Annotated in this window: 21 protein-coding genes and 1 rRNA gene; 3 read left to right on the top strand and 19 right to left on the bottom strand. The window is 47.0% G+C overall.

The features are described from left to right. Positions 1-127: 127 nt before the first annotated feature. The 3 genes from EC604_RS25410 to EC604_RS25400 all read right to left on the bottom strand — a co-directional run bounded on the left by EC604_RS25410 (position 128) and on the right by EC604_RS25400 (position 3,026). The gene (locus EC604_RS25410; protein ID WP_240037222.1) at positions 128-1,636 is read right to left on the bottom strand and encodes an MDR family MFS transporter; all 1,509 of its coding nucleotides are present in this window, start codon (positions 1,634-1,636) and stop codon (positions 128-130) included. Between the two features lie 287 nt (positions 1,637-1,923). After that, complete coding sequence (locus tag EC604_RS25405; RefSeq protein ID WP_123066828.1) at positions 1,924-2,496, bottom strand: GNAT family N-acetyltransferase; 573 nt, start codon at positions 2,494-2,496, stop codon at positions 1,924-1,926. 233 nt (positions 2,497-2,729) lie between these two features. Beyond that, on the bottom strand, positions 2,730-3,026 hold the full coding sequence (locus tag EC604_RS25400; protein WP_123066827.1) for a hypothetical protein: 297 nt from the start codon (positions 3,024-3,026) through the stop codon (positions 2,730-2,732). A gap of 187 nt (positions 3,027-3,213) precedes the next feature. Between EC604_RS25400 and EC604_RS25395 the strand changes: the two genes are divergently transcribed. Next, positions 3,214-3,693, top strand: coding sequence for a GAF domain-containing protein (locus tag EC604_RS25395; protein WP_123066826.1), 480 nt, complete (start codon positions 3,214-3,216; stop codon positions 3,691-3,693). Positions 3,694-3,865: 172 nt separating this feature from the next. Here the strand turns inward: EC604_RS25395 and EC604_RS25390 are convergent, their stop codons facing one another. From EC604_RS25390 to EC604_RS25360, 7 genes are all read right to left on the bottom strand, one after another. Further along, the gene (locus EC604_RS25390) at positions 3,866-4,633 is read right to left on the bottom strand and encodes a MerR family transcriptional regulator (RefSeq protein ID WP_123066825.1); all 768 of its coding nucleotides are present in this window, start codon (positions 4,631-4,633) and stop codon (positions 3,866-3,868) included. A 443-nt stretch (positions 4,634-5,076) separates the two neighbouring features. Beyond that, complete coding sequence (locus EC604_RS25385; protein ID WP_123066824.1) at positions 5,077-6,501, bottom strand: aldehyde dehydrogenase family protein; 1,425 nt, start codon at positions 6,499-6,501, stop codon at positions 5,077-5,079. A 728-nt stretch (positions 6,502-7,229) separates the two neighbouring features. After that, positions 7,230-7,652 (bottom strand): universal stress protein, encoded by a 423-nt coding sequence (locus EC604_RS25380; protein ID WP_123066823.1) that lies wholly within the window; start codon positions 7,650-7,652, stop codon positions 7,230-7,232. An 86-nt stretch (positions 7,653-7,738) separates the two neighbouring features. Continuing rightward, a complete protein-coding gene (locus tag EC604_RS25375; RefSeq protein ID WP_123066822.1) occupies positions 7,739-8,959 on the bottom strand; it encodes an MFS transporter in 1,221 nt (406 codons plus the stop codon). A 259-nt stretch (positions 8,960-9,218) separates the two neighbouring features. Further along, on the bottom strand, positions 9,219-9,668 hold the full coding sequence (locus EC604_RS25370) for a MerR family transcriptional regulator (protein WP_123066821.1): 450 nt from the start codon (positions 9,666-9,668) through the stop codon (positions 9,219-9,221). Positions 9,669-9,970: 302 nt separating this feature from the next. Continuing rightward, positions 9,971-10,327: an SdpI family protein gene (locus EC604_RS25365; protein WP_123066820.1), complete on the bottom strand. Its 357-nt coding sequence runs from the start codon at positions 10,325-10,327 to the stop codon at positions 9,971-9,973. Between the two features lie 119 nt (positions 10,328-10,446). After that, the gene (locus EC604_RS25360) at positions 10,447-12,756 is read right to left on the bottom strand and encodes a heavy metal translocating P-type ATPase (RefSeq protein ID WP_123066819.1); all 2,310 of its coding nucleotides are present in this window, start codon (positions 12,754-12,756) and stop codon (positions 10,447-10,449) included. Positions 12,757-12,997: 241 nt separating this feature from the next. On the opposite strand from EC604_RS25360, the gene EC604_RS25355 reads away from it, so the two are divergent. Further along, positions 12,998-13,369: an ArsR/SmtB family transcription factor gene (locus tag EC604_RS25355; RefSeq protein ID WP_090924908.1), complete on the top strand. Its 372-nt coding sequence runs from the start codon at positions 12,998-13,000 to the stop codon at positions 13,367-13,369. 95 nt (positions 13,370-13,464) lie between these two features. On the opposite strand, the gene EC604_RS25350 is transcribed toward EC604_RS25355, so the two are convergent. The 8 genes from EC604_RS25350 to EC604_RS25320 form a co-directional block, all read right to left on the bottom strand. Then, positions 13,465-14,640 carry an AI-2E family transporter gene (locus EC604_RS25350; protein ID WP_123066818.1) on the bottom strand — a complete coding sequence of 392 codons (1,176 nt, stop codon included), beginning with the start codon at positions 14,638-14,640 and terminating at the stop codon, positions 13,465-13,467. A 294-nt stretch (positions 14,641-14,934) separates the two neighbouring features. Further along, a complete protein-coding gene (locus EC604_RS25345; RefSeq protein WP_123066817.1) occupies positions 14,935-15,960 on the bottom strand; it encodes an LLM class flavin-dependent oxidoreductase in 1,026 nt (341 codons plus the stop codon). 252 nt (positions 15,961-16,212) lie between these two features. Beyond that, entirely contained in the window at positions 16,213-16,524 is a 312-nt protein-coding gene (locus EC604_RS25340) for an ArsR/SmtB family transcription factor (protein WP_123066816.1), read from the bottom strand. Positions 16,525-16,626: 102 nt separating this feature from the next. Then, positions 16,627-17,208: an NAD(P)H-dependent oxidoreductase gene (locus EC604_RS25335; RefSeq protein WP_123066815.1), complete on the bottom strand. Its 582-nt coding sequence runs from the start codon at positions 17,206-17,208 to the stop codon at positions 16,627-16,629. Between the two features lie 227 nt (positions 17,209-17,435). Next, the gene (locus EC604_RS25330) at positions 17,436-17,858 is read right to left on the bottom strand and encodes a MarR family winged helix-turn-helix transcriptional regulator (protein WP_123066896.1); all 423 of its coding nucleotides are present in this window, start codon (positions 17,856-17,858) and stop codon (positions 17,436-17,438) included. Positions 17,859-18,128: 270 nt separating this feature from the next. Next, positions 18,129-18,806: an NAD(P)H-dependent oxidoreductase gene (locus tag EC604_RS25325; protein WP_123066814.1), complete on the bottom strand. Its 678-nt coding sequence runs from the start codon at positions 18,804-18,806 to the stop codon at positions 18,129-18,131. A 199-nt stretch (positions 18,807-19,005) separates the two neighbouring features. After that, complete coding sequence (locus tag EC604_RS30025) at positions 19,006-19,149, bottom strand: hypothetical protein (RefSeq protein ID WP_161557040.1); 144 nt, start codon at positions 19,147-19,149, stop codon at positions 19,006-19,008. 160 nt (positions 19,150-19,309) lie between these two features. Then, positions 19,310-20,044: a class I SAM-dependent methyltransferase gene (locus EC604_RS25320; protein WP_123066813.1), complete on the bottom strand. Its 735-nt coding sequence runs from the start codon at positions 20,042-20,044 to the stop codon at positions 19,310-19,312. A 161-nt stretch (positions 20,045-20,205) separates the two neighbouring features. Between EC604_RS25320 and EC604_RS25315 the strand changes: the two genes are divergently transcribed. Continuing rightward, entirely contained in the window at positions 20,206-21,561 is a 1,356-nt protein-coding gene (locus EC604_RS25315; protein WP_123066812.1) for an MATE family efflux transporter, read from the top strand. A gap of 225 nt (positions 21,562-21,786) precedes the next feature. Here the strand turns inward: EC604_RS25315 and rrf are convergent. Continuing rightward, a 5S ribosomal RNA gene (gene rrf / locus EC604_RS31110) occupies positions 21,787-21,861 on the bottom strand; the annotation flags it as partial.

Raw genomic sequence — 21,861 nt, 5'->3', positions numbered from 1 at the left:
CCAAACCCATGGAAATATAAAAAGCAGCTGATGTTCAGCTGCTTTTTAGTACATAGCGACAATATGCATCAATCCATGAATTTCATTGCTTTGCCGTGCATTCCATTGCTTCTCCCGGGCATGTCAGTTACTTCTGCATGGCTTCCACTTGCGGCGGGGCATCTGCATCCTCAGGAACAATCAGCCTTTTGCGCAAGGCCAGCGTAGTGACCCATGAAACGATCGCAATAACAAACATGATGACAAACAAGGAGTGCAAGCTGCCTTCCAGCACACTACGCAACAGCGCCCACTTCTCGTCTGATAACGCAACATCCGTATGCGGTGCAAGCAGCTCATTCAGATCCTTCTCCGATATACCTGAGGCCGCTAAATTTTGCTCACTCGACAGTTTCGAGATACGGAAATTCAGCCACGTTCCAAATGCCGCCGCACCAATCGTCTGGCCGAGTGTACGCATGAACGTATGCAGTGCCGTTGAAGAACCACGCTCTTTGTACCCTACAGACGACTGCGCGATAATCGTGAAGATTGTAAAAGCAAAACCGAACCCTAGACCATAAATAAAGGTCAGAATAAACAATACGACTTGCGGAGAAGTCCCGCCAACTAAGAACAGCCCACCCGAACCAATAGCGATCCCAGTAAGTCCGATTAAGCTGGTCAGCCTTGATCCAATCTTAAGCAGCAGCCTTCCTGCCAGCACGCTGCCGATCAGCCAGCCAACGGACATGGGCGCGAGCAGCAACCCGGACTCGGTTGCATTACCCCCACGTACTCCCTGCACCCACAGCGGCAGATAGCTGGTTAAGCCGATCATCAATGTGCTGGTCAGCAGGCCGGCGATATTCGCCACCCGGATATCCCGGATACGGAACAGATGGAGTGGCACCATCGGAGCCTGGGCTCTTTTTTCCACCACAAAAAACAAAATGATAAACAATACGGCAACCACGCTTAGTCCCACAATCAATGGAGAACTCCACGCGTAATACTGCCCGCCTGCCGACAATACAAAGAGCATAGCGGTAATACCAACGGTGAAGGTGAGCGCGCCAACATAATCAATTTTAGCGGTACGTGGTGAAATATCCTCTTTGAGATAACGGAATACAAACCACATGGCGAGCAAGCCAAATGGCACATTGAATCCGAAAATCCATTGCCAGCCGAGGTTGTCCACAAAATAACCCCCGAGCAGCGGGCCAACGAGAGACGAAATGCCCCATACCGAGCTGATCCAGCCCTGGATTTTGCCCCGTTCCTCAATGCGGTAAATATCCCCGATAATCGTAAAGGTAACCGGTACTACAGCGCCTGCACCAATCCCCTGAATAGCACGGTAGATGATCAGCTGCTCCATATTCTGCGAAAGACAGCATAAGAGTGATCCGAGCAAAAACAAGGCACAGCCAATGAGAAAAACCGGTTTACGTCCGTATATGTCACTGATTTTGCCAAAAATCGGGGTACTGACTGCCATCGTGAGCAGGTATGCCGTAAAAATCCAACTGAGAAGCTGCACGCTCCCCAATTCGCTGACAATCGTTGGACCCGCCGGACCGATTACCGTACCTTCAATCGCCGACAGAAACGTTGCCAGCAGCAAACCCGCAAGAATGAAACTGCGCTTCAAAGCTCCTGTTGTATTCACACAAACCCTTCTCTCTTTTATCTTATACACAATTAACAGTTGATTTTACTTTCTACTCCAAAACAGAACAAGCTTTCGATCACAGTTATCCCCAGATTTTTTCATCCCTTTTCTATAAAGAGAAATCCGGTGGTAAGCCTATGCTTCCGATGTAGCTTTCGTGCCGAAAGCTTTCAGACGAACGTTCCACTTCTCCAGCTTTGTTCTGTTTCTTCGTTAATGTGTAATCTCAAAATAAATTAAGTATCTTTTTCCTACCTTCCTTTCCACTACTTTCTCTTATTGCGAAGGAACTCATCATATAATAGCGAGTACATCACCATATCCTTATATCCCGTAGACGTATGCTGTACTTGGCGAAGCAGGCCCTCGCGTGTAAATCCCTGGCTTGTCAGGAAAGTTCCTGAGGCTGCGTTACGCGGGTCCACAAGTGCTTCAATCCGGTTCAATCCCATGGTCTCATAACCAAAGGGCAAGAGCGCCGTGAATGCCTCAGACATATACCCGTAGCGCCAATACTCACGGCCCAGCTCATATCCGATCTCACCACGAAAGGCCCCTTCCAGCTGCCAGGTGTTGAATCCGCAACTACCGATAAGTTTACCCGTAGCTTTCAGTTCAATGCCCCACCGAATGGCGTCTTCTTCCCCTGCCATATGATTCAGCAGCCCGATCATATCGGCCGCCTCGCTTGTCCCGATCATCGGCGCGAGATTCATATACCGTGTAACCTCCCGGTCGGACCAGTGTACGAACATCTGGGCAGCATCCTTGCGGCGCATTTTGCGTAAACGTAGCCGCGGTGTCTCCATTTCCGGGATTCTTCCTTTACATTTATACATCACTTGACACTCCGATCCGATCCTTCTCTTGCAGACCATAAGATTCATTAGCCATCTAACCATAACCTACACCAATTGGCAACTGTTCACTCCTGTGATCATATCAAAAAACCGGGCGCATCCGCTCCCGGTCTTGATGTACCTATGAATCCACCAGCACAGGTTGTCCTGTTCTATGCCGAGAATCAATCTTTATTTGCTCAGTTACTCGCAAAGCCTAATCTGCAACAGTCTTACGCCGGAGAGGCCTTCTTGCTGTCAGACAACAATTCTTCGCTCACCCGTCCAAGCACAGCAACAATCTCCTTATACTCCTCAATGCCTGTCCCGGTCAGGCTCCACTGGTCTCCGTGGGCAGTCAGGAAATTCTCCTGCGTTAGGTGTTCAAGCTCCTGCTTAATCTCACGTTCACCCACGCGATATCCTCGCTCTTCTAACAAAGGCAACGCGTCGCTTACGTTTAAATCTTGATTTTGGGCAAAATATAGAAGATGAATTCGTACAAATAGATTCTGTACTTCTGCATGCATAAGCTAAGCTCCTTCCCGGGTTGTAGCCCTTCTTGGTTGCTAAGTAATTACCCCGCGAAAGAAGAGGAGAAACAGGCGCACAATCCAGGCACTGTCATCTCTTTCCAAAATCATTCCGCTTGACTAACCGCATCTACTGCACTATCTTGAAAATAAGTACCATTTTTGCTCGGGAGGGTGATTCACCATGTTTCAAGCTGTTTCCTATGAAGGAACACGAAGCGAGCAGCACACCGCCGTCCTGGGACAGTTAAGTGCTCTGATCCGCGATGAACCTAGTGCGATTGCCAATCTGGCTAACGCTGCTGCGCTGCTCAATGTATTTTTAACCGACACCAACTGGGTCGGATTCTATCTGTATGATGGAAAAGAACTGGTCCTCGGACCATTCCAGGGACTGCCTGCCTGCATCCGCATCCCTCTTGGACGCGGAGTATGCGGTACTTCTGCTGCGGAGAGACGCACACTCGTTGTTGATGATGTGCATGCTTTCCCGGGCCATATCGCCTGTGATGCTGCATCCAATAGTGAGATCGTTGTACCGATCGTCAAAGACGGACAATTATATGGCGTACTGGATATCGACAGCCCAATCAAAAACCGTTTTGACGATGAAGATCGTGTCTTCCTGGAAAAAGCGGTCAGCTTGCTCGTAGAACAATTGTAAAGCTGTCTGATTCATTTCCAATTCATTTGAACAAGAGGACGACGTCCTCACTCGGTCATATCCATATGTAGCAACAAAAAGCGCAGCCCTCCCAGAGGTCTGCGCTTTTTGTTGCTATGCTCTTACCAATGTTCTTACCAATCATCTTGCCAGCCCATGTTACTTTATGCATTCAGGATAGTTCCTGTGCCGCTTTGATGATCATTCCCTCTCGCAGAAACTCTGCCAGTCTCGGATGATAACCATCATACATGTTCCGAAAATCGCGGTGCTCCACGTACAGATTAGCCAAATCCCGATAAATCTCAGCCGTAGGTGTGTAATATCCTTTGATCCATTCAAGGTGTCTTCCAATAATCTGCTGCACAGCCGGACTGCCCGGCTCAAGGCCAAGCTCCAGCGCCTGTTTCAAATCCAGATGAATCTGATCGATTTTGGTCTGTGAGTCCAAAAAATCCTCTTTGGATTTCAACTCGATCTTCTCAGCTTTCGAGTCACGTGACGGGAGGGTCTCAGGCAAGTGCTGTGTTTGACCTGCTTCTGGCAATCTGGCATGACGCGTATTATGTGCGAAGCCATGGTACAGTTCGTGCTCCTCCATCGTCTCTTCCCCTTGCAGATAAGAAACCGTCCGATCCAGCGTTTGGATCAAACCGTGCAAGCGAAGTGCTTCCTCCAAAATTCGGATACGATGTTGCCGCATGACACGGATGATTTCCACGGGCTCTTCTTTAAGCATAGAGCCAATTTCTTCTTCTGCTACTCCTGCTTCCTTGCAGAACAGAATCTGCTGCAGCGTCAGCAATTCTTTTTTTTCATAATAAATATCCTCATCCAGTCCACGAAAAGCAGGGGACAGCAGCCCCAGCTCCGCATAATGGCTTAACTCACTCAGGCTCACACCTGACATACCCGATACATCCGTCATAGAATACGCCATATGAGTTCACCTCCTACCTGTTCTGCGTGCTCTGTGTGTTCACCCGCCGCTTTGTTACGTTATATTTAAAAGATACAAAAAAATTGAAATGGTAAACCTCACCCCGCTCAGTACTGGATCTCCAAGAATCTTCTAATCGTACGCAGTGAACGTTATTGTCCTCACGAAAGAATGGAATCCGCAGTTGAACATGCATGCGTCGATGTCCTATGAAATTCAACGGGTTCAGACAGACGCATGCAGGATGTTACCTAATTAATACCCTTCTCACCCAATGTGAACCTATAGTCAGTGAAGAAAAACGATGGTTTTTTTGAGACAGCTTTAAGGTGTTGTCGATCGTTTGTGGTATACCATTGTAAGCAAAAATCCTGCATCCATGAGATGGATACAGGCTCTTCAAAAATATCATATTATCGCTTTATTACAAGCGATGAACTTACTTAATTTTTGTTAAACATAACAAACTTCAATTCCGTCATTTCTTCCGTTGCATACTTCACACCCTCACGGCCGATGCCACTTTGCTTCACACCGCCATAAGGCATATGATCTACCCGGAAGGTCGGGATATCATTAATCATGACCCCGCCCGCTTCAATGTCATCCACAGCTCGAAGTGCCGTTTGAATGTCATTGGTGAATACTCCTGCTTGAAGTCCGTACATGGAGTCATTCACAAGCTGAGTACCTTCTTCTACCGAATTTACTGTGTTAATCACAACAATCGGCGCAAACACTTCCTGACAAGAAACCTTCGCGTCACGCGGTACATTCACAAGCACGGTTGGACGCAGTATGCCTCCTTCAGCCTCACCACCTGCAACTACTGTTGCTCCTGCCTGTTTGGCTTCTTCAATCCAGTCCAGAGTACGCTGTACATCCTTAGACGTAATGAGTGCCGACACAACCGTATCCTCATTCAACGGATCACCCATCACAACCTGATTGGCTGCTTCGGCGAAACGTTCAATGAACTCCTCGGAAATTGCCTGATGCACATAGATGCGCTGTAATGAAATGCATACCTGCCCCTGATAAGTGAAAGCTCCTGTAACGCTTCGTGGTATCACCTTGTCCAGATCAGCATCTTTGTCTACAATGACAGCCGCATTGGAACCCAGCTCCAGCGTAACACGTTTTAGTCCAGCGTTGCTGCGAATGTTCGTTCCTACGGCTGGGCTGCCTGTAAAAGTAAGATAAGCTACATCAGGATGGCTCACAAGTACATCCCCAATCGTTTTACCATCACCGCTCACCACATTCAGTGCTCCGTCTGGCAACCCTGCCTCTTGGAGCAGGTTTGCGATGTAATAGGCAGACAGCGGAGTCTGCTCGGCAGGTTTAAGCACGATCGTATTCCCGGCAGCAAGCGCAGGTCCAACCTTGTGCGCAACCAGATTCATCGGAAAATTAAACGGTGTAATGGCCCCAATCACCCCGAGCGGCTGCCGCATCGTATAACCAATGCGACCTTCGCCGCCTTTTGCGGCATCCATTGGAACGGTCTCTCCGGTCAACCGTTTTGCCTCTTCGGCAGCAAACCGATAGGTCTCGATCGTACGATCAATCTCGGCTCTTGCCGCAGTGATCGGCTTTGCCGCCTCCAATGCAACGATGCGGGCTGCCTCTTCTTTCCGTTCCTGCAGCATGGCAGACAACTTGTACAGCAAGTCTGCACGCTGATGTGCAGGCATCTGGCGCATTGCATAACGTGCCTTCACAGCCGCCGCAATGGCGGCTTCGGTCTCTTCTGCCGAGGCCGAAGCCACTTCTGCCAGCGTTTCCCCGGAATACGGCGCCTGAAGTGTTGTATAGTGTACCGCTTCGGTAAGCTTACCGTCGATAAACAGATGTTGTTTTTTCATAAACGCATCCTCCGTTCCCGTTCATTCGCTTCCTCACATTCTCACAATTCCTCATCATAAGCATATATGAGTACTCATTACTCGCGAGTAGCAACTACTTACCTTACATAACTCTACTCTAGTTATACACCATTTCGCTCTCTTCCACCCAGTTGACGAAACGATAAAAGTTACTTGGAACGGATTGAGCTGTGAGTGAACATCGCTACAAGGTGCTGGATTATCGTTACTGAGCACTGCGACTAGCTACTGTTACTTTGGCTCATCGTTACTGTGTACTGTTACTGTTTACCGTTACTACCTTACCTCGCTGCTACTGAGTACTGTCACTAGATACCTTTAATGCGCATCGATTCTGAGCAATCCACACTGCAACCAGTTTGTTTCAATAACACTATGACCACTAATAAACCTTTTACCCATCACGCACACGCATGTTTCTTCATCCATGAGCAATATTTCACTGTATGAAGGCGGTCAATTGATCCCACAGAGCTGGCATAGATTGATACTCCTCCGCTCTAACGATCACCAGGAACGTTATTTAGCTAGATTTGAGGCGAATAAATTTCTAACGATCACCACAAGCCTTATTTCACTCAAAAGCACGATAAATGCCCGTTTTTCATACCAAGAAGTCAAAATAACGTTCCTACGGATCGTTAGAATTTCAAAAGGTTGTATTTCCGCAAAATAAGCTCTCCTGAGATCGTTACAAGGTTTGCAGATTATTTCACCGTCAGTACCGGGCATTCGGCATGCTTCAGCACACCATGACTGACACTGCCAACTACAATCTCTGCCAGCACGCTTTTACCCCCGGTGCCTATTACAATCAGGTCACATTTTTGCTCACTCGCCATGCGACAGATTTCCGTTACAGGATCACCCGCAACCAGCATCGTCTCATAAGATACCTCACGACCAACCATTTGTTCAATCACTGGCTCCATAATGTGCTTTCCTTCTTCGGCGATTCGCTCCTCCAAATCAACGCCAAGCGCCGGCTCGTTAATTGAAATGGAAGGATTCACGTGCAAGATGGTCAGACTGACAGGATGTTTCATCTGTTCAGCCAGCATCAGAGCCTGTTCCAGCGCCTTTTTCGCATGATCCGATTCATCTACAGCGACCAATATTCGTTTTAGCATACCCGTTCCTCCAGTCTCTTCATCGGTTCTCAACATCTATCCACGCGTTGCACTCGTACTACTATCCTTTAACCATAAATCAACTTTTAATGAGCTGTGATGGACGCATCAATATCCCGCAGGTGACGACGACGCATCAACAATACAGCAACACCGATCAGCACCATTAGTGCACCGAAGTAAAACGGCGTTTCTGGCAAAAACCACTCCGACAGTTTACCCGCAAGCCACGGGGCTAGTGCACCGCCCATAAACCGCACAAAGCTGTACGCCGCAGAGGCTACGGAACGTTCCACTGGAGCGGCCTCCATCACAGCCGTTGTGATCAACGTGTTGTTTATTCCAAGGAAGATCCCTGCTACGATCACCGCAACAATAACCGTCACCGAAGAACCCATCACCGTACCCACAGCCATAACCAGCAAGTCCAACGCAAACAACGTGAGCATGACACTCATGGAAGGCACGGAGCCAAACCGGCGCTGCAGCTTCGGTGCTACAAAGACGGACGTAATCGCCAGCATCAATCCCCATCCGAAGAAGACATATCCAAGGCCGTGTTCGTCCAGTTTCATGACATATGGGGAATACGCCATCAAGGTAAAGAATCCAAAGTTATATAAAAAGGCGGTAATCGCCAACGTTTTCAGTGAAGGGTACCCGAGCGCTTTGAACGGATCGGACAAGGTGCTGCGCGTTTTTGGTTTAGCCATTTTGGGCAACATAAACATGATGCTGATAAAAGCTATTGCCATAAGGGCAGCTACCCCGTAGAACGGGCCGCGCCAAGAGATCGAACCCAGTTCCCCGCCAAGCAATGGACCAACGGCAATCCCTAGACCCAATGCTGCTTCGTATAAAATAATAGCCTTGGCTGTCCCCGACGTGGACAAGCCAACAATGGCTGACAACGCGGTGGCGATGAACAAGGCATTCCCAAGTCCCCAGCCCCCGCGATAACCAACTAGCGCTCCGACCGTGCCCGATGTACCGCCAAGGAACGAAAAGACAATAATCAGCATTATGCCGCTCAGCAATGTCCATTTCACACCAATTCGGCTGGATACCACACCCGTGATTAACATGGCGATCCCTGTTACCGCGTTATAGCTGGTAAACAGCAAGGACACCTGGCTTTTGGACGCGTGCAGTTGATCCGCAATGGCTGGCAGAATCGGGTCTACCAGACCCAGTCCCATAAACGAGATGATACAGGCGAAAGCTACAGCCCAGACTGCTCGTGGCTGGGACAGCAGTCCTCCACGGGATGACGGCAATTCGTCAGGTAGTGATGGTTCTCTTTTCATAGGTCATTCCTCCGATGTAGTGTTAGGTTGAAATGTTGAAAATTCGTGAAAAAAATGATTAATTAAATAAACTTTCAACTTTTTTTCTTGATTTTTCAAAAAACGAGTTGCAAAAACATCACAAGGACACCGAGAATTCCGGTGTATTGCATTCATCCAGACTGCTCTGCACTCCCACAAAAGACTTGCGAACGTTGCCTGTGCGTATGCATTTGTTTATCGTTCGGCTTCTTGTTGCTTTCTCTGTTGCCTACTCATCTTAATCTTCGTTACTCTCACGAGCATTGGCTTGCAACGTCTGTATACCCGTTCTAACACGCCCACGAAGCTCCTCCAGCTCCTGTTGTACAGCATGAATGCTCTGAAGCTTCTGCTTCAGCAACTGCAACTGACCATCCAATGTTGCTTCCATTCGGGTGAGCTTTTCGATCCGCTCTTTCACCTCAGTTGTCTGCTGATAGTCGAAACGTTGCTCGTTCAGCACATCTGTTGTAGCTACATAGGCATGAAGTTCTTGTAACGAAAAGCCAAGTACCTCTTTGGCTCGAACCACTTTTTTCAAATAGTCGATGTCATCCTGTGAATAAAGCCTCGTTCCGCCGTCTGTCCGCTGAGGTGAAGGCATCACACCAATCTCTTCGTAATATCGAATGGTACGCTTCGTCAGTCCGCAGGCTTTGGCGACATCATCAATTTTGAACAAACTCATCGGCTCCACCTCTCTTATATGTCATTAATATTATGTACATAATTATATATAATTATAACGTTAACGTCAACGTTAGATTTTAGTTTGCCATTTAACCGTTAGAATAATTCATGAAATGATGGATACAATCGATCATTCCTTTCCGTATTTGAAACAGAAGCAGAAAATAAAGACAAAAAAAGACCCGCATACGCGGATCTCGATGTAATTATACAAGTCATTAAGGACGTTGCCCTGCACGCACTAACTAACATTGCTTGTCCTGACCTTATCTTACTTTTCTTTTATTTTTCTTACTTCTCTTATTTCTTCTGCTTGTCCTGTTCCTGCTGTGCCCTTTGCATTTGCTTCAAACGGCCTTCGACCCGGGTAAACAGCCTGATGGTATAGAAACCAACAGCGATCAGACTCAGCACCAACGCACGCACATCCGTAAGCCAGAAACCGATGACACCAAAAGCGGTGATAATAAATCCAAACTGCATCATCAGTGCCGAACTGTACCGCTGCGCTTCTTCCCACAGCGCCTGGTCGCTCATTGCACGTGGTGTCCGATACCCATATATTCCGTTAATTTGTTTTGGCGGCTTCTTATGTACCATCAATCCCAAAATGAAATAACATACTCCGCATATAATCCCCACGAATGCTCCTGCCAAAATACTCGCTCCTTCTCTTCTCTTTAGCTCTCAGGCCAATGTCGTTCACCAATCAGCCATAAAAATAGTAAAACGGCTCTACGTATATACGCAGAGCCGTGCTGTACGTTTCAAACCATTTAAACGTCCTTGATCCGAAGAACCCGCATTGCATTCAATACCGTAAGCACCGTCACACCCACATCCGAGAACACGGCTTCCCACATGGTTGCGATCCCGAATACTCCCAGCAACAGGAAGATCGCTTTGACTCCCAGCGCAAATCCGATGTTCTGCCATACAATGCGGCGTGTACGCTTCGCAATACGGATAGCACTGGCGATTCTGGACGGTTCATCCGTCATAATCACCACATCCGCTGCTTCAATGGCTGCATCCGATCCGAGTCCGCCCATCGCTACACCAACATCGGCACGTGCCAGAACAGGAGTATCGTTAATCCCGTCACCGACAAAGATCATTTTTTCCTTCGGTAATTTTTTTTGTTCCAGTTGTTCCAGCCGTTCGACTTTGTCCTGCGGTAACAGTTCGGCATGAACCTCATCCACGCCAAGCTGGCGTGCAACCGCCTCGCCTACCGCTTTGGCATCACCGGTCAGCATAACCGTTTTGCGGATGCCGAGCTGCTTGAGTGCCTCTATCGCAGACGCTGCATCTTCCTTCACTTCGTCTGCAATAATGAGATGCCCAACATACTCTCCGGCTTCAGCTACATGCACAACAGTCCCTACCGTTTGCGGCTTCGTATACATGATGCCCGCCTGCTCCATCAACTTGGCATTGCCTGCGAGCACTTCCTGACCGTTCACCTTGACTTTGATCCCGTGTCCCGCCACCTCGTCATATCCGTCCACCCCTTGTGCAGGAATGTCTTTCGCCCAAGCGGCACGAATCGATTCCGCAATCGGATGATTGGAATTCGCTTCGGCAATCGCGGCCAGCTTCATCAATTCATCTTCTGTTCGCGTACCTTCAGGATGAACAGACGTGACCTTGAAAACACCTTTGGTTAGTGTGCCCGTTTTATCGAAAACAACCACTTTAACGTCATTCAGGGCCTCCAGATAATTACTTCCCTTGACCAGAATGCCGTTTCGCGAAGCCGCGCCAATCCCGCCAAAGAAACCAAGCGGAATCGATACAACGAGTGCACAAGGACATGAAATAACAAGGAACACCAGTGCGCGATAGATCCAATCTGCAAACGTGGCTCCGCTAAGCAGTAATGGAGGAACGAAGGCAATCAGAGCCGCGAGAATGACCACAACAGGTGTGTAATACCGGGCAAATTTACTGATAAAATGTTCCGTTTTCGCCTTGCGGCTGCTGGCATTCTGCACCATGTCGAGGATTTTGGATACGGTTGATTCACCAAAGGTTTTGGTAACCTCGATAGTTAACATGCCGTTTTTGTTTACAAAACCGCTGAGTACATCACTTCCAGGCTCCAGTTCCCGTGGAACAGATTCCCCCGTCAGCGCGGATGTATCTACCATGGAGCGGCCTGCTTTTACGATACCGTCTAGCGGTACACGCTCACCGGCTTTAACCACGATCCGGTCGCCAATGCGCACTTCTTCCGGGGAGACACGCCGCGTATCCTCCCCTGCTCCCGTGAGGATATTCGCATAATCCGGACGAATATCCATCAGGGACTGAATCGATTTGCGAGAGCGATTGACCGCCATGCCCTGGAACAGTTCTCCGAGTTGATAGAAGAGCATGACCGCAACACCTTCAGGATATTCTCCGATGGCAAACGCACCAAGCGTCGCAACCGTCATCAGGAAATACTCATCAAACACCTGACCGCGAATGATGTTTTTGACCGCCTGCAACAAGATATCGCCACCAGCGATGAGATAAGCCACGACGTAAAGTGCAAGCTGTGCCCAGCCATCCAGCGGTGACCAGATCGCTGCGGCAAGCAGCACAGACCCAGTCGCTAGGCGAGCTAGTAGTGTTTTGGTCTGTCCGGCACCATGTTCATGTGAATGCCCTGCATGAGCTCCACTGCTTTCGGCGTGGTTATGCGTGTGGCTGTGATCATGTCCATGACTGTGTCCATGATCGTGAGTATGTTCATGTGAATGAGCCTGACTCTGATGTTGATGAGTGCCCGCCGCATGGCCTACGTTCGTATGGGCATGATGTTCACCCGATTGGCTCCGATCTTGATGACCTTGCCCTTTTTCCGAAATACGAATATGTGGCTCCAGCCGCAGCACCTTACGCCTCACTTCCTCCACTACCTGCTCATCCATATCGGAAGTGGTGTACATGGATAACGTTTTGGTCACAAAATTAACGGAGCATTCATTAATGCCCTTAATTTTACTCACACCATTTTCAATCTTCAGCGCACAGTTGGCACAATCCAGTCCGTCGAGCAGCAGTTCCCTTTTCACCTGTTCCTGTCCGGTTCCCATGTGAATTCTCCCCTTTGCAGTCCAAAAAAATAGTTCTTCCATATCTGTTAATCGTATTTATTACAATATATGAGCAATCATTCATATGTTTAGTTAACCCCATTATATGCATGCCCAAACCGGAGTGTCAACACAAGGTGTTGATTTTGGATACAGAATATGCTATTAGTAATCATTTCGCTTTAGGCGTTTTTTGGATATAATAGAGCTATCAAGTTGCTAAACATAGGCGGTGATAGGAATGGAACAACCGGTTAAAGCTCCACATGATTGCGATGATGCCTGCTTAGGTACGGAAGCCGATGTGCAAACCATTCGCACCTCACTTATAGATCGGGAGACCTCTTCCGAGATGGCGGATTGGTTCAAAGCATTTAGTGATCCAACACGTCTACGTATTATTGATGCACTGTTACAGAAAGAATTATGTGTGCATGATCTGACGGTGTTGCTCGACATGGGTCAGTCAGCCATCTCCCACCAGCTGCGCTCTCTCCGCAACATGCGGATTGTGAAGCGGCGCAAGGAAGGCAAGACCGTGTTTTATTCTTTGGATGATGCTCACATTGAGCAGATCTTCCTGCAAACACTCCAGCATATCAAACACGGCTAGGCTGCTGCCAGCCGGTTTAAACCAACAAGACCCCCCGCCAGCGGCATAATGCCGAGAGGCGGGGGGTCTGTTGTGTAAGGGAACCGTTTTAATATTTACAACAAATGGTTGTTGTTTGGATCATACAGCCCCGACTTGTCTTTGAACATGTTGAATATATGGGACACCACCACTTTAAGTACCGCGTATCCTGGAACCGCGAGCAGAATGCCAACCACGCCGAACAAGTTACCTGAAGTCAGAATGACAAAGATGATCGTGATTGGATGAATTTTGAGCGTTTTACCCATAATCTGTGGTGAGATGAACTTACCTTCGATCAGCTGTACAATCGTCCATACGGCAATCATTTTCAGCAGCATCACTGGCGAAGTCACCAGAGCGACAATCAAAGCCGGAGTAATTGCAATAGCTGGCCCCAGATAAGGAACAACGCTGGTAAAGGATGCTATAATCGCAAGAATCAAAGCGTAGTCCAAACCAATGATCATATATCCGATGTAGAGCAGGACACCGATACAGAAACTAACGATAATCTGTCCACGGATGAATGAGCTGATCTGGTGATTGATATCATGCAACACATGCATGGCACCGGTACGACTTTTGATTGGCAAAAAAGACAAAATCTTGTCCGGCAGTTTCTTGCCGTCTTTGAGCAAATAGAACAAGATGAATGGCACGGTTACGATAGATAACACTGTCTCGGTAAATGCACCTAGGAACCCGCCCAGCTTCGTCCAAGTGGAGTTGAGGATCTCGGTAGCCTTCTCGGAAATGGTACCCCACCAGTCCTGCCAATTCAGGTTGACCGTCTCCTGCACCTGGCTAAACAGCTGACTTCCTGTCAGTTCCTCAAATTGCTCCCTAACCGTTTCACTATAGGTAGGAAAATTAGCGATCAGGCCCATAATCTGGTTTCGCAGCACGGGGATCACGGCAAGTACTACAACGGTCAGAACTCCGCCAATCGCGAGATAGAGAATCAGAATCCCCCAGCCGCGCTTAATTTTCCATCGTTCCATCACATCCACAAGTGGATTCAGCAGGTAATAAAGGATACCCGACAGAATAATCGGCAGGACAATCGTTTTGATTAACACTGCCAGCGGGTGAAACACAAATGATACCTTGGTCAGCACCATGATGTTCAATCCTACCAATAGCAGAATTAAGAGAAACAGCACAAATTTGTTATTTAGAAAAAATCGTTTGAATCGCTCAGGCCACACCCGCGTTTGTACTTCAGGTTGTTGCTCAGGTTGCTCCATAGGCTTGTCGTCCTCTCTTATGTATCTTTCTTCCGTTATTATTACCTTTCTGCCTGACGGGTACAATTCACTCTTGTACAAGCCAACATATGTATAATACTCCGATTTATACGTATGAGCCCGTTGACCGTTTCAAATTCGGCAAGTAAAGTCATTTTACCCCAAAATGCACAACGTGCCCCACACCGACCTATTGAAAAACTTCCCATGTAAAAAAAACGATCCACCTCCCCTGGAGGCGAACCGTCTCTCTCTGATCCGATGCTATTCACATTCTTCTGTTATATAAAACCTTTATGCGTTTCCGGCAAGCTGTGCGATTAGCTCATACGAGTGCAAACGTGCCTGATGATCATAGATCATCGACGTAATAATCAGTTCATCTGCTTGCGTCTGGCGAATAAAGGACTCCAGCTGTTCCTTCACTTTCTCCGGTGAACCGTTCACCGCAGCTTTCAGTGTTTGAGCTACAGCCACTTGTTCCCGATCTGTCCACTTGCCATCCATCACTGCTGGCGGCTGTACAAGTCCTGTTGTCCCGCGGATAATGTTCAGGAACTGTTGTTGCATCGTCGTTCCCAGCCACGCAGCCTCTTCATCGGTATCTGCCACCACGGCATTCACCCCTACGATAACATAAGGCTCCTTCAGACTCTCCGACGGCTGGAAGCTGCTGCGGTAGGTGTCCAGAGCAATTCGAGTATAATCTGGTGAGAAGTGGCTGGCAAAAGCAAACGGTAGTCCCAGCTGGCCTGCCAGACGTGCGCTGAAATCACTGGAGCCCAGCAGGTAAATCGGGATGTTCAGCCCTTCGCCGGGTACAGCACGTACGGGTGCATGATAAGAAGTTGCCGATGCATCAAAGTACGCTCGCAATTCTGCCAGCAGCTCAGGAAAATCTTCTCCGCTGTTCAGATCTTTGCGCAGTGCAATGGATGTACGGCGGTCACTGCCGGGTGCACGTCCCAGACCCAGATCAATGCGTCCAGGATAAAGGGATTCGAGTGTGCCGAACTGCTCAGCAATAACAAGTGGTGCATGGTTCGGCAGCATAATGCCACCAGAACCTACACGGATGGACTTCGTTCCACCCGCCAGGTGTCCGATGACAACCGAAGTTGCAGACGAGGCAATGCCTGGCATGTTGTGATGCTCAGCTACCCAGTAGCGATGATATCCCCAGCGCTCGGCATGTTGTGCCAGTTCCAGACTGTTGCGAAGTGCATCTGCAGGAGTTGATCCCACTACAACGGGTGCAAGGTCAAGCACGGAAAGTTTGACGTCAGTGACATGTTCTTTATGTTGATGTTCAGTACTCATTAAAGTTCATACTCCTCTGTGATTATATTTTTGCATATCCAGATATATAGATATAAATGAACAAAGTGCACTTAGAAAATGAAACATAACTCTTATGTTTCGAAGACAGATTCTTGTCATACATGTGACGAAAATGCCGGGAGTCCATGTGGTACACATCACATGTTCTTATAACATATATAGCCGTTCACATCCGGACGGAATCTCCTGCTTGCTGCATATTGCATCCTGGCTTCCGTTCCGGCATCCGGCTTATAACTCATGTTGTACGTACTCGGCAAAAGCCTGAATCGTCTCTTCATTGCGGCGATAGTACGTCCATTGTCCTCTGCGCTCCGATAGCAACAACCCTGCCTTGAGCATCGTCAACAAATAGCTGGAAATTACAGACTGTGCCAGTCCAGCCTTCAATTGAATCGTGCCTACACAGATCCCACTCTTACCGCCATCCGGATGCTGGGATAGCTCGAGGGGGGAGAAGTGCTGCTCCGGGTTTTTCAGCCACAGCAGGATCTGTCTGCGTGTCTCATTAGATAATGCTTTGAAAATGAGTATAGGTTCCATGGGTCGATTATACCCCCTTTCTGACCTTTTGCCAAACCCCATAAACTAACAAACCGACTCATCAAGAGTCGGCTTCGCAATTCACATCTGTTCAATCATATGTTAGAAACGTGTTGTTACCGCCTGTTTCACTTCATCCAGCATTGCTTGATATGCAGCCCCATCCAGATAACCAATACCGCCGAAGAGCAGATGGCCTACTGGCTCGATTCCTACAAAATCAAAAATCCCTGTGTCCGAAGTTAGCTTGAGCGCATCCGTCATACCGATCTGATCATACACATCCTTCGGCGTTCCGTGTGTACTGATCATAAGCCCTTTTTTACCCGTTAACAATTTCTCAATTCCTGCTGCTCCAGATGCATAAGCAAATCCGTAAGCAAACACCCGGTCCACGTATCCTTTCAAAATCGCAGGAAGCCCTGTCCACCAGATTGGATAGATAAACGTAATGGCTTCTGCTTCCGTCACATATTGCTGCTCTGCTGCGATATCTTGCGGAGTCTGTCCTGCACGCATTGAAGCTGTATCCGCCTCAGTCAGTACAGGCTGAAATCCGAGTTGATACAGATCACGCACAACGACCTCATGCCCCTCTGCTTCCAGAGTAGTTACGGCTGTAGTCAAAATGGCTTTATTGAAACTGTCTGTGTGTGGATGAGCATATAAGATAAGATGTTTCATGTTTAATTCCTCCTCAATTGGGTTCAACATATTTTAATTTCGCCTTGTTACTAAAAATTTCAGCTAACATTTCAGCTATCAAACGCCTTTCATATACATAGATATCTATGTATATGAGCAAAAAAACTTCTGCTCCTAACCTTTAAGCAAGCTTCTCATACATCTTTAATGCATTGTATAGAGATCAGCATATAAAGTTAAAAACAGAAGACAGAGTACGCCGACAGTTAAAACCGTCTGACAATCATGGACAATAAGCTCTCCAACTGCTCTGACTGCTCTTCAGACAGATCGGCATAGATCATCTGATTAATCTGATTCGACACTTCGCGAAAGATCGGCTCAAGCTGCTTCCCATTGTCCGTTAGCCGAATCATCGTTACCCGGCTGTCTTCAGCACTCTTGCTACGTTCGACATACCCCAGCTTTTCCAACTTGTTGACCAGCACTGTTACTGTAGGCTGCGTACGCTGAACGCGTTCAGCCAGCATTTTGATCGATAATGTCTCTTCCCGGTACAAGAACATCAGGACATCTCCATGGGAAGGCACGATGCCTGTTACTTCATGCTGTTCCAGTTCATGAACAATTCGTTTGTTCACATGATCTCTGATGCGTGCAATCATTGCAAAAGCGTTATATTTAAGCATGAACTTATTATACATAGATATCTATGTATTTTCAACTCCTCATTTTTACTAAATTGACTTCCATGCAAAGTGAAACGGCCCTTATACTCTCGTACTAAAAAATATGAGAGTATAAGGGCCGCACATGGTTACAACAGATCCGTTCACAGAAGATTAGTTTACACACAAGAGCCGTTACCTTTGTTCTTTCGTCCAGTGTGATTAATATTTCCCAGCAGTCTGTATGATACTGATGCAGATGGTCTCTATTACATCGATAGATACTTATCGTTATTTAATCCAATGTGTAATTTGCTCAACAGATTGGCGTGATTTCTCCCGATGAGGCTCTTCTGCACGATAACCAAAGGCTGCCATCACTGACACATCCCATGCGCCGTCCTCTAGCAGTCCGGCTTCTTCCAGAATACGATGCACCTCTGCATAGTTGTATCCTTCGATCGGACAAGAATCGATGCCAATCTGAGCCGCCGCGGTCATCATATTACCCAGGGCAATGTATGTTTGTTTAGATGCCCAGTCAAATAATGTTTTCGCATTTTGAAGCAGACCTTGATTATTCTGAAATTTACCGTAAGCTTCACTTGTTAGCTTGAATACATCATCAGGCATGCCCTGAACCTCTTTTAACATGTACGCTGCATAAGGAGAGCTGTAGCTGGCATCCGTACGAGCCAAGATCACAATGAAATGACTGGCTGTGGCTAGCTGACGCTGTGCACCGGACGATACCTCGGATAGACGCTGACGGAAATCAGGATTTTGTACAATGAGAAACTTCCAGGGTTCAAATCCGATGGAACTTGGAGACAAACGGCCTGTTTCAAGGATGAAAGCGAAGTCTTCTTCTGTAATTTTGCGTGACGCGTCAAATAGCTTTGTGGCATGACGAAACTTAAATGCCTGCAAAATCTCTTCTTTTTTCTTTGTCTGCACAGTAACATTCATTCTTCTCCACGTCCTTTGCTTTATATATTATATGCTGAACCCGCATAACTATGGGGTTCGTTTGCTGTTTATGGCTCAGGTATCAGTTTAGATGTTATGCTCCAGATTGAAAAGTACGTACCTTATTGTACCTTGGTTCCTAAAAGTAAGTTTAGTTTTCACCAATTAAACTACTACTATTCCCCTCTGGTAATCATAGTCACTCGCCCATCTTCTTTATATTGTCCGCATTTCTAGTTAAAAAATAAACATAATTCCACACATCATTGCCGTAATCGTCCATCAGACTGGCAAGTGTGTCATTGTTCATGGTCTGGGCCTCTGCCAGAAACGAATAGTCCAACGGATGTTCACCTCACTTAATACGACTAAGCCGAATGCCATCTGGTTCCCTAATTTGCACATTATTTTTTTATATTGTAGCAAAAATAAAAAACAGCATGTCCAGACACACTGAACACGCCATCCTAAAACGTTGAATAATACACATATTAGATTCATAATTATTCTTTCATTGCTACGATCATCAGAAACATCGGTCTTCGATTCTCGTCTGACATCCCTGGAACCTGCTCCATCATCTTCAAAGATGGTTTGGATTCTGCCACCTTTTGAATGATGAATCCCGCACCAATCAATTCATTCAGATGGGTAGCCATGGTCCGATGATACTTCACCACATCATGATCCAAAAAGTTTGCGATCCGCTGTCCTTGCTCATGATAATGATCCACAGGCCAATGCACTTTCTCCCCTTTAGCATCATAATGCCAATCCTGCTCTGCACGAGCGGTGAATATCGGATGTTCAACAGACAGAATGAACGTTCCACCAGAGACTAGACAATAATTGATTTTACGATAAACTTCATGCAAATGTTCGATGTAATGCAGAGCAAGTGAGCTAATAACCACATCGAATTGATTCTGTTCAAAATGAATATCTTCGATGGCCGCCTGCCGATACTCAATCTGTGGATCATCCGTCAGCTCACGCGCACGCCTGAGCATATTTTCGGATAAGTCTACACCGACGACCGAACTCGCCTGTTGTTCTCGCGCATATCGGCAATGCCAGCCAAAACCGCATCCCAAATCAAGTACTCGCTTATCCTTTAAATCGGGTAATAACGTTTGTAATTCATGCCATTCCCCAGCTGCATCTAACCCTTCAACGGAGCGAGCCATCTGGCTATAATTCTGAAAAAACGCCTTATCATCGTATTTATTTTGCTTCATCTGATCTTACCTCCCTGCCTAGCCCTCTCTCATACTTTATCAAATAAACGGTGTGAATTTCAGAAAAGTTGCCATTTGAATTGTACTCATGTTATTATACAGAACGAACGTTCAGTATAATATATTACAATAAACTTTCGCAATTACTAACGGAGGTCATTATGAGTACGAATTGGACGCATCCACTTGAGAGGCAAACGGTAAACCAAGCTTTTATCAGCTATCTGGTACCTTCTGTCTTGGGGATGCTGGTCATCGCATTTAACTTTATTATCGACGGCATTATGGTGGGGCACAAACTTGGGTCAACCGCTATGGCAGGGATCGGCATCGCTTCTCCTGTCTACACGCTATTTGTGGCCATGTCTCTATGGATCGGTATGGGAGGGGCTACATTATACTCTAATCATATGGGAAGGAAGGAGCATAAGAAGGCCAAAGAAGTGTTCACTAAATCCATTATTCTCATTGCACTGATCACGATGGCTATTGGTTACACCGCCTATACGTTCAAAGATAAACTCGTATATACGCTGGGTGCAAATGCCGATACTTTTCCCTTCGCAGCCGACTATATGAATATCATGTTACTTTTTGGGTTTGTTTTTACGATTGAAAATGCATTATCCGTTTTTGTTCGCAACGATGGCGGTCCAAACACCTCAATGTATGCCCAGATTACCTTTGCTGTAGCTAACATTGTGATCAATTATATTACGTTATATGTGCTGGAATGGGGAGTACGCGGGGTTGCACTTGGCACGATTGTCTCAGCCGCTTTGGCGCTGCTTGTGCTGTTCAGTCATTTTTTCAAAAAGTCCAACAATCTTACGTTCACAAGGTTCACATGGAGTACCAAATTGCTTTGGATGATCGCACTTATTGGCTTTCCCAGCTTTCTAGCTGAACTTGGCATGTCCGTCTTTTCGGTCTCACATAACATCTCTATGGAGCGGATCGAAGGTACGGATGGTGTCGCTTCATTTACGGTTTTAAATTACATCCACGGGGTTGTCTTAATGGCATTCCTTGGTCTGGCTTCTGCTGCACAGCCCCTAATCAGTTATTATCATGGTGCACAGCGAGTAAAACGAGTTCAAGAGACCATTCGTATTGCCGTAAAAACAGCCCTAACCTGCGGTCTGGTTCTGCTTCTCATCGTTCAAGTCGGAGCCTCTTATTTTGTGCAGATCTTTGGTAACTTTAGCAACAGTGTAACGGATAGTGCCGTCTACGGTTTGCGCATTTTCACCATTGCTTATGTATTCATGGGAGTAAACTTTGTCATGAGCACGTACTTCCAGTCCATAGGTAACGCTAAAATGGCGATCTGGATCACAGCCGCACGCGAGATGATCATCATGATTGCTTTGATTGCCATTCTTCCTTCGTTCCTGGGTGTTACAGGTGTATGGCTGGCTGTACCCTTATCTGAAATGCTTGTTCTAATCACGATAGCTCTCTATTATCGCAAACGCTCCTTGACCGAGCGGCTCAATCTGTTACAGGCAAAATAATACTATGAAGGTTCGAAAAAGGAACAAATCAAGCAAGCTATGCGATCTATTGCCTCACTTAACAAGTTAAAAGCTTGCTCTAACCCCAACCTGATCTCTGAAGAATTAGGCTGGGGTTAGTCTGTTGTACAGATGAATGAACAATAATATCTACAATAGTACAGGCAAGAATATAGACAATACAAAAAAACACACCTGATTTTCATCAAGTGTGTCTTTGCTATTGCTTGGCGGCGTCCTACTCTCCCAGGACCCTGCGGTCCAAGTACCATCGGCGCTAGAGGGCTTAACGGTCGTGTT

The sequence above is a fragment of the Paenibacillus amylolyticus genome (genome assembly GCF_003719335.1).
Taxonomy (GTDB): Bacteria; Bacillota; Bacilli; order Paenibacillales; family Paenibacillaceae; genus Paenibacillus; species Paenibacillus amylolyticus_D.
Note: the sequence above shows the minus strand (reverse complement) of the source record. Positions and strands in the feature narration are given on the sequence as shown.

Coding starts and splice junctions, on each gene's coding strand:
- EC604_RS25405 (WP_123066828.1), bottom strand. CDS start 2,496: ATGTATAAATGTAAAGGAAGAATCCCGGAAATGGAGACACCGCGGCTA.
- EC604_RS25400 (WP_123066827.1), bottom strand. CDS start 3,026: ATGCATGCAGAAGTACAGAATCTATTTGTACGAATTCATCTTCTATAT.
- EC604_RS25395 (WP_123066826.1), top strand. CDS start 3,214: ATGTTTCAAGCTGTTTCCTATGAAGGAACACGAAGCGAGCAGCACACC.
- EC604_RS25390 (WP_123066825.1), bottom strand. CDS start 4,633: ATGGCGTATTCTATGACGGATGTATCGGGTATGTCAGGTGTGAGCCTG.
- EC604_RS25385 (WP_123066824.1), bottom strand. CDS start 6,501: ATGAAAAAACAACATCTGTTTATCGACGGTAAGCTTACCGAAGCGGTA.
- EC604_RS25380 (WP_123066823.1), bottom strand. CDS start 7,652: ATGCTAAAACGAATATTGGTCGCTGTAGATGAATCGGATCATGCGAAA.
- EC604_RS25375 (WP_123066822.1), bottom strand. CDS start 8,959: ATGAAAAGAGAACCATCACTACCTGACGAATTGCCGTCATCCCGTGGA.
- EC604_RS25370 (WP_123066821.1), bottom strand. CDS start 9,668: ATGAGTTTGTTCAAAATTGATGATGTCGCCAAAGCCTGCGGACTGACG.
- EC604_RS25360 (WP_123066819.1), bottom strand. CDS start 12,756: ATGGGAACCGGACAGGAACAGGTGAAAAGGGAACTGCTGCTCGACGGA.
- EC604_RS25355 (WP_090924908.1), top strand. CDS start 12,998: ATGGAACAACCGGTTAAAGCTCCACATGATTGCGATGATGCCTGCTTA.
- EC604_RS25350 (WP_123066818.1), bottom strand. CDS start 14,640: ATGGAGCAACCTGAGCAACAACCTGAAGTACAAACGCGGGTGTGGCCT.
- EC604_RS25345 (WP_123066817.1), bottom strand. CDS start 15,960: ATGAGTACTGAACATCAACATAAAGAACATGTCACTGACGTCAAACTT.
- EC604_RS25340 (WP_123066816.1), bottom strand. CDS start 16,524: ATGGAACCTATACTCATTTTCAAAGCATTATCTAATGAGACACGCAGA.
- EC604_RS25335 (WP_123066815.1), bottom strand. CDS start 17,208: ATGAAACATCTTATCTTATATGCTCATCCACACACAGACAGTTTCAAT.
- EC604_RS25330 (WP_123066896.1), bottom strand. CDS start 17,858: ATGCTTAAATATAACGCTTTTGCAATGATTGCACGCATCAGAGATCAT.
- EC604_RS25325 (WP_123066814.1), bottom strand. CDS start 18,806: ATGAATGTTACTGTGCAGACAAAGAAAAAAGAAGAGATTTTGCAGGCA.
- EC604_RS25320 (WP_123066813.1), bottom strand. CDS start 20,044: ATGAAGCAAAATAAATACGATGATAAGGCGTTTTTTCAGAATTATAGC.
- EC604_RS25315 (WP_123066812.1), top strand. CDS start 20,206: ATGAGTACGAATTGGACGCATCCACTTGAGAGGCAAACGGTAAACCAA.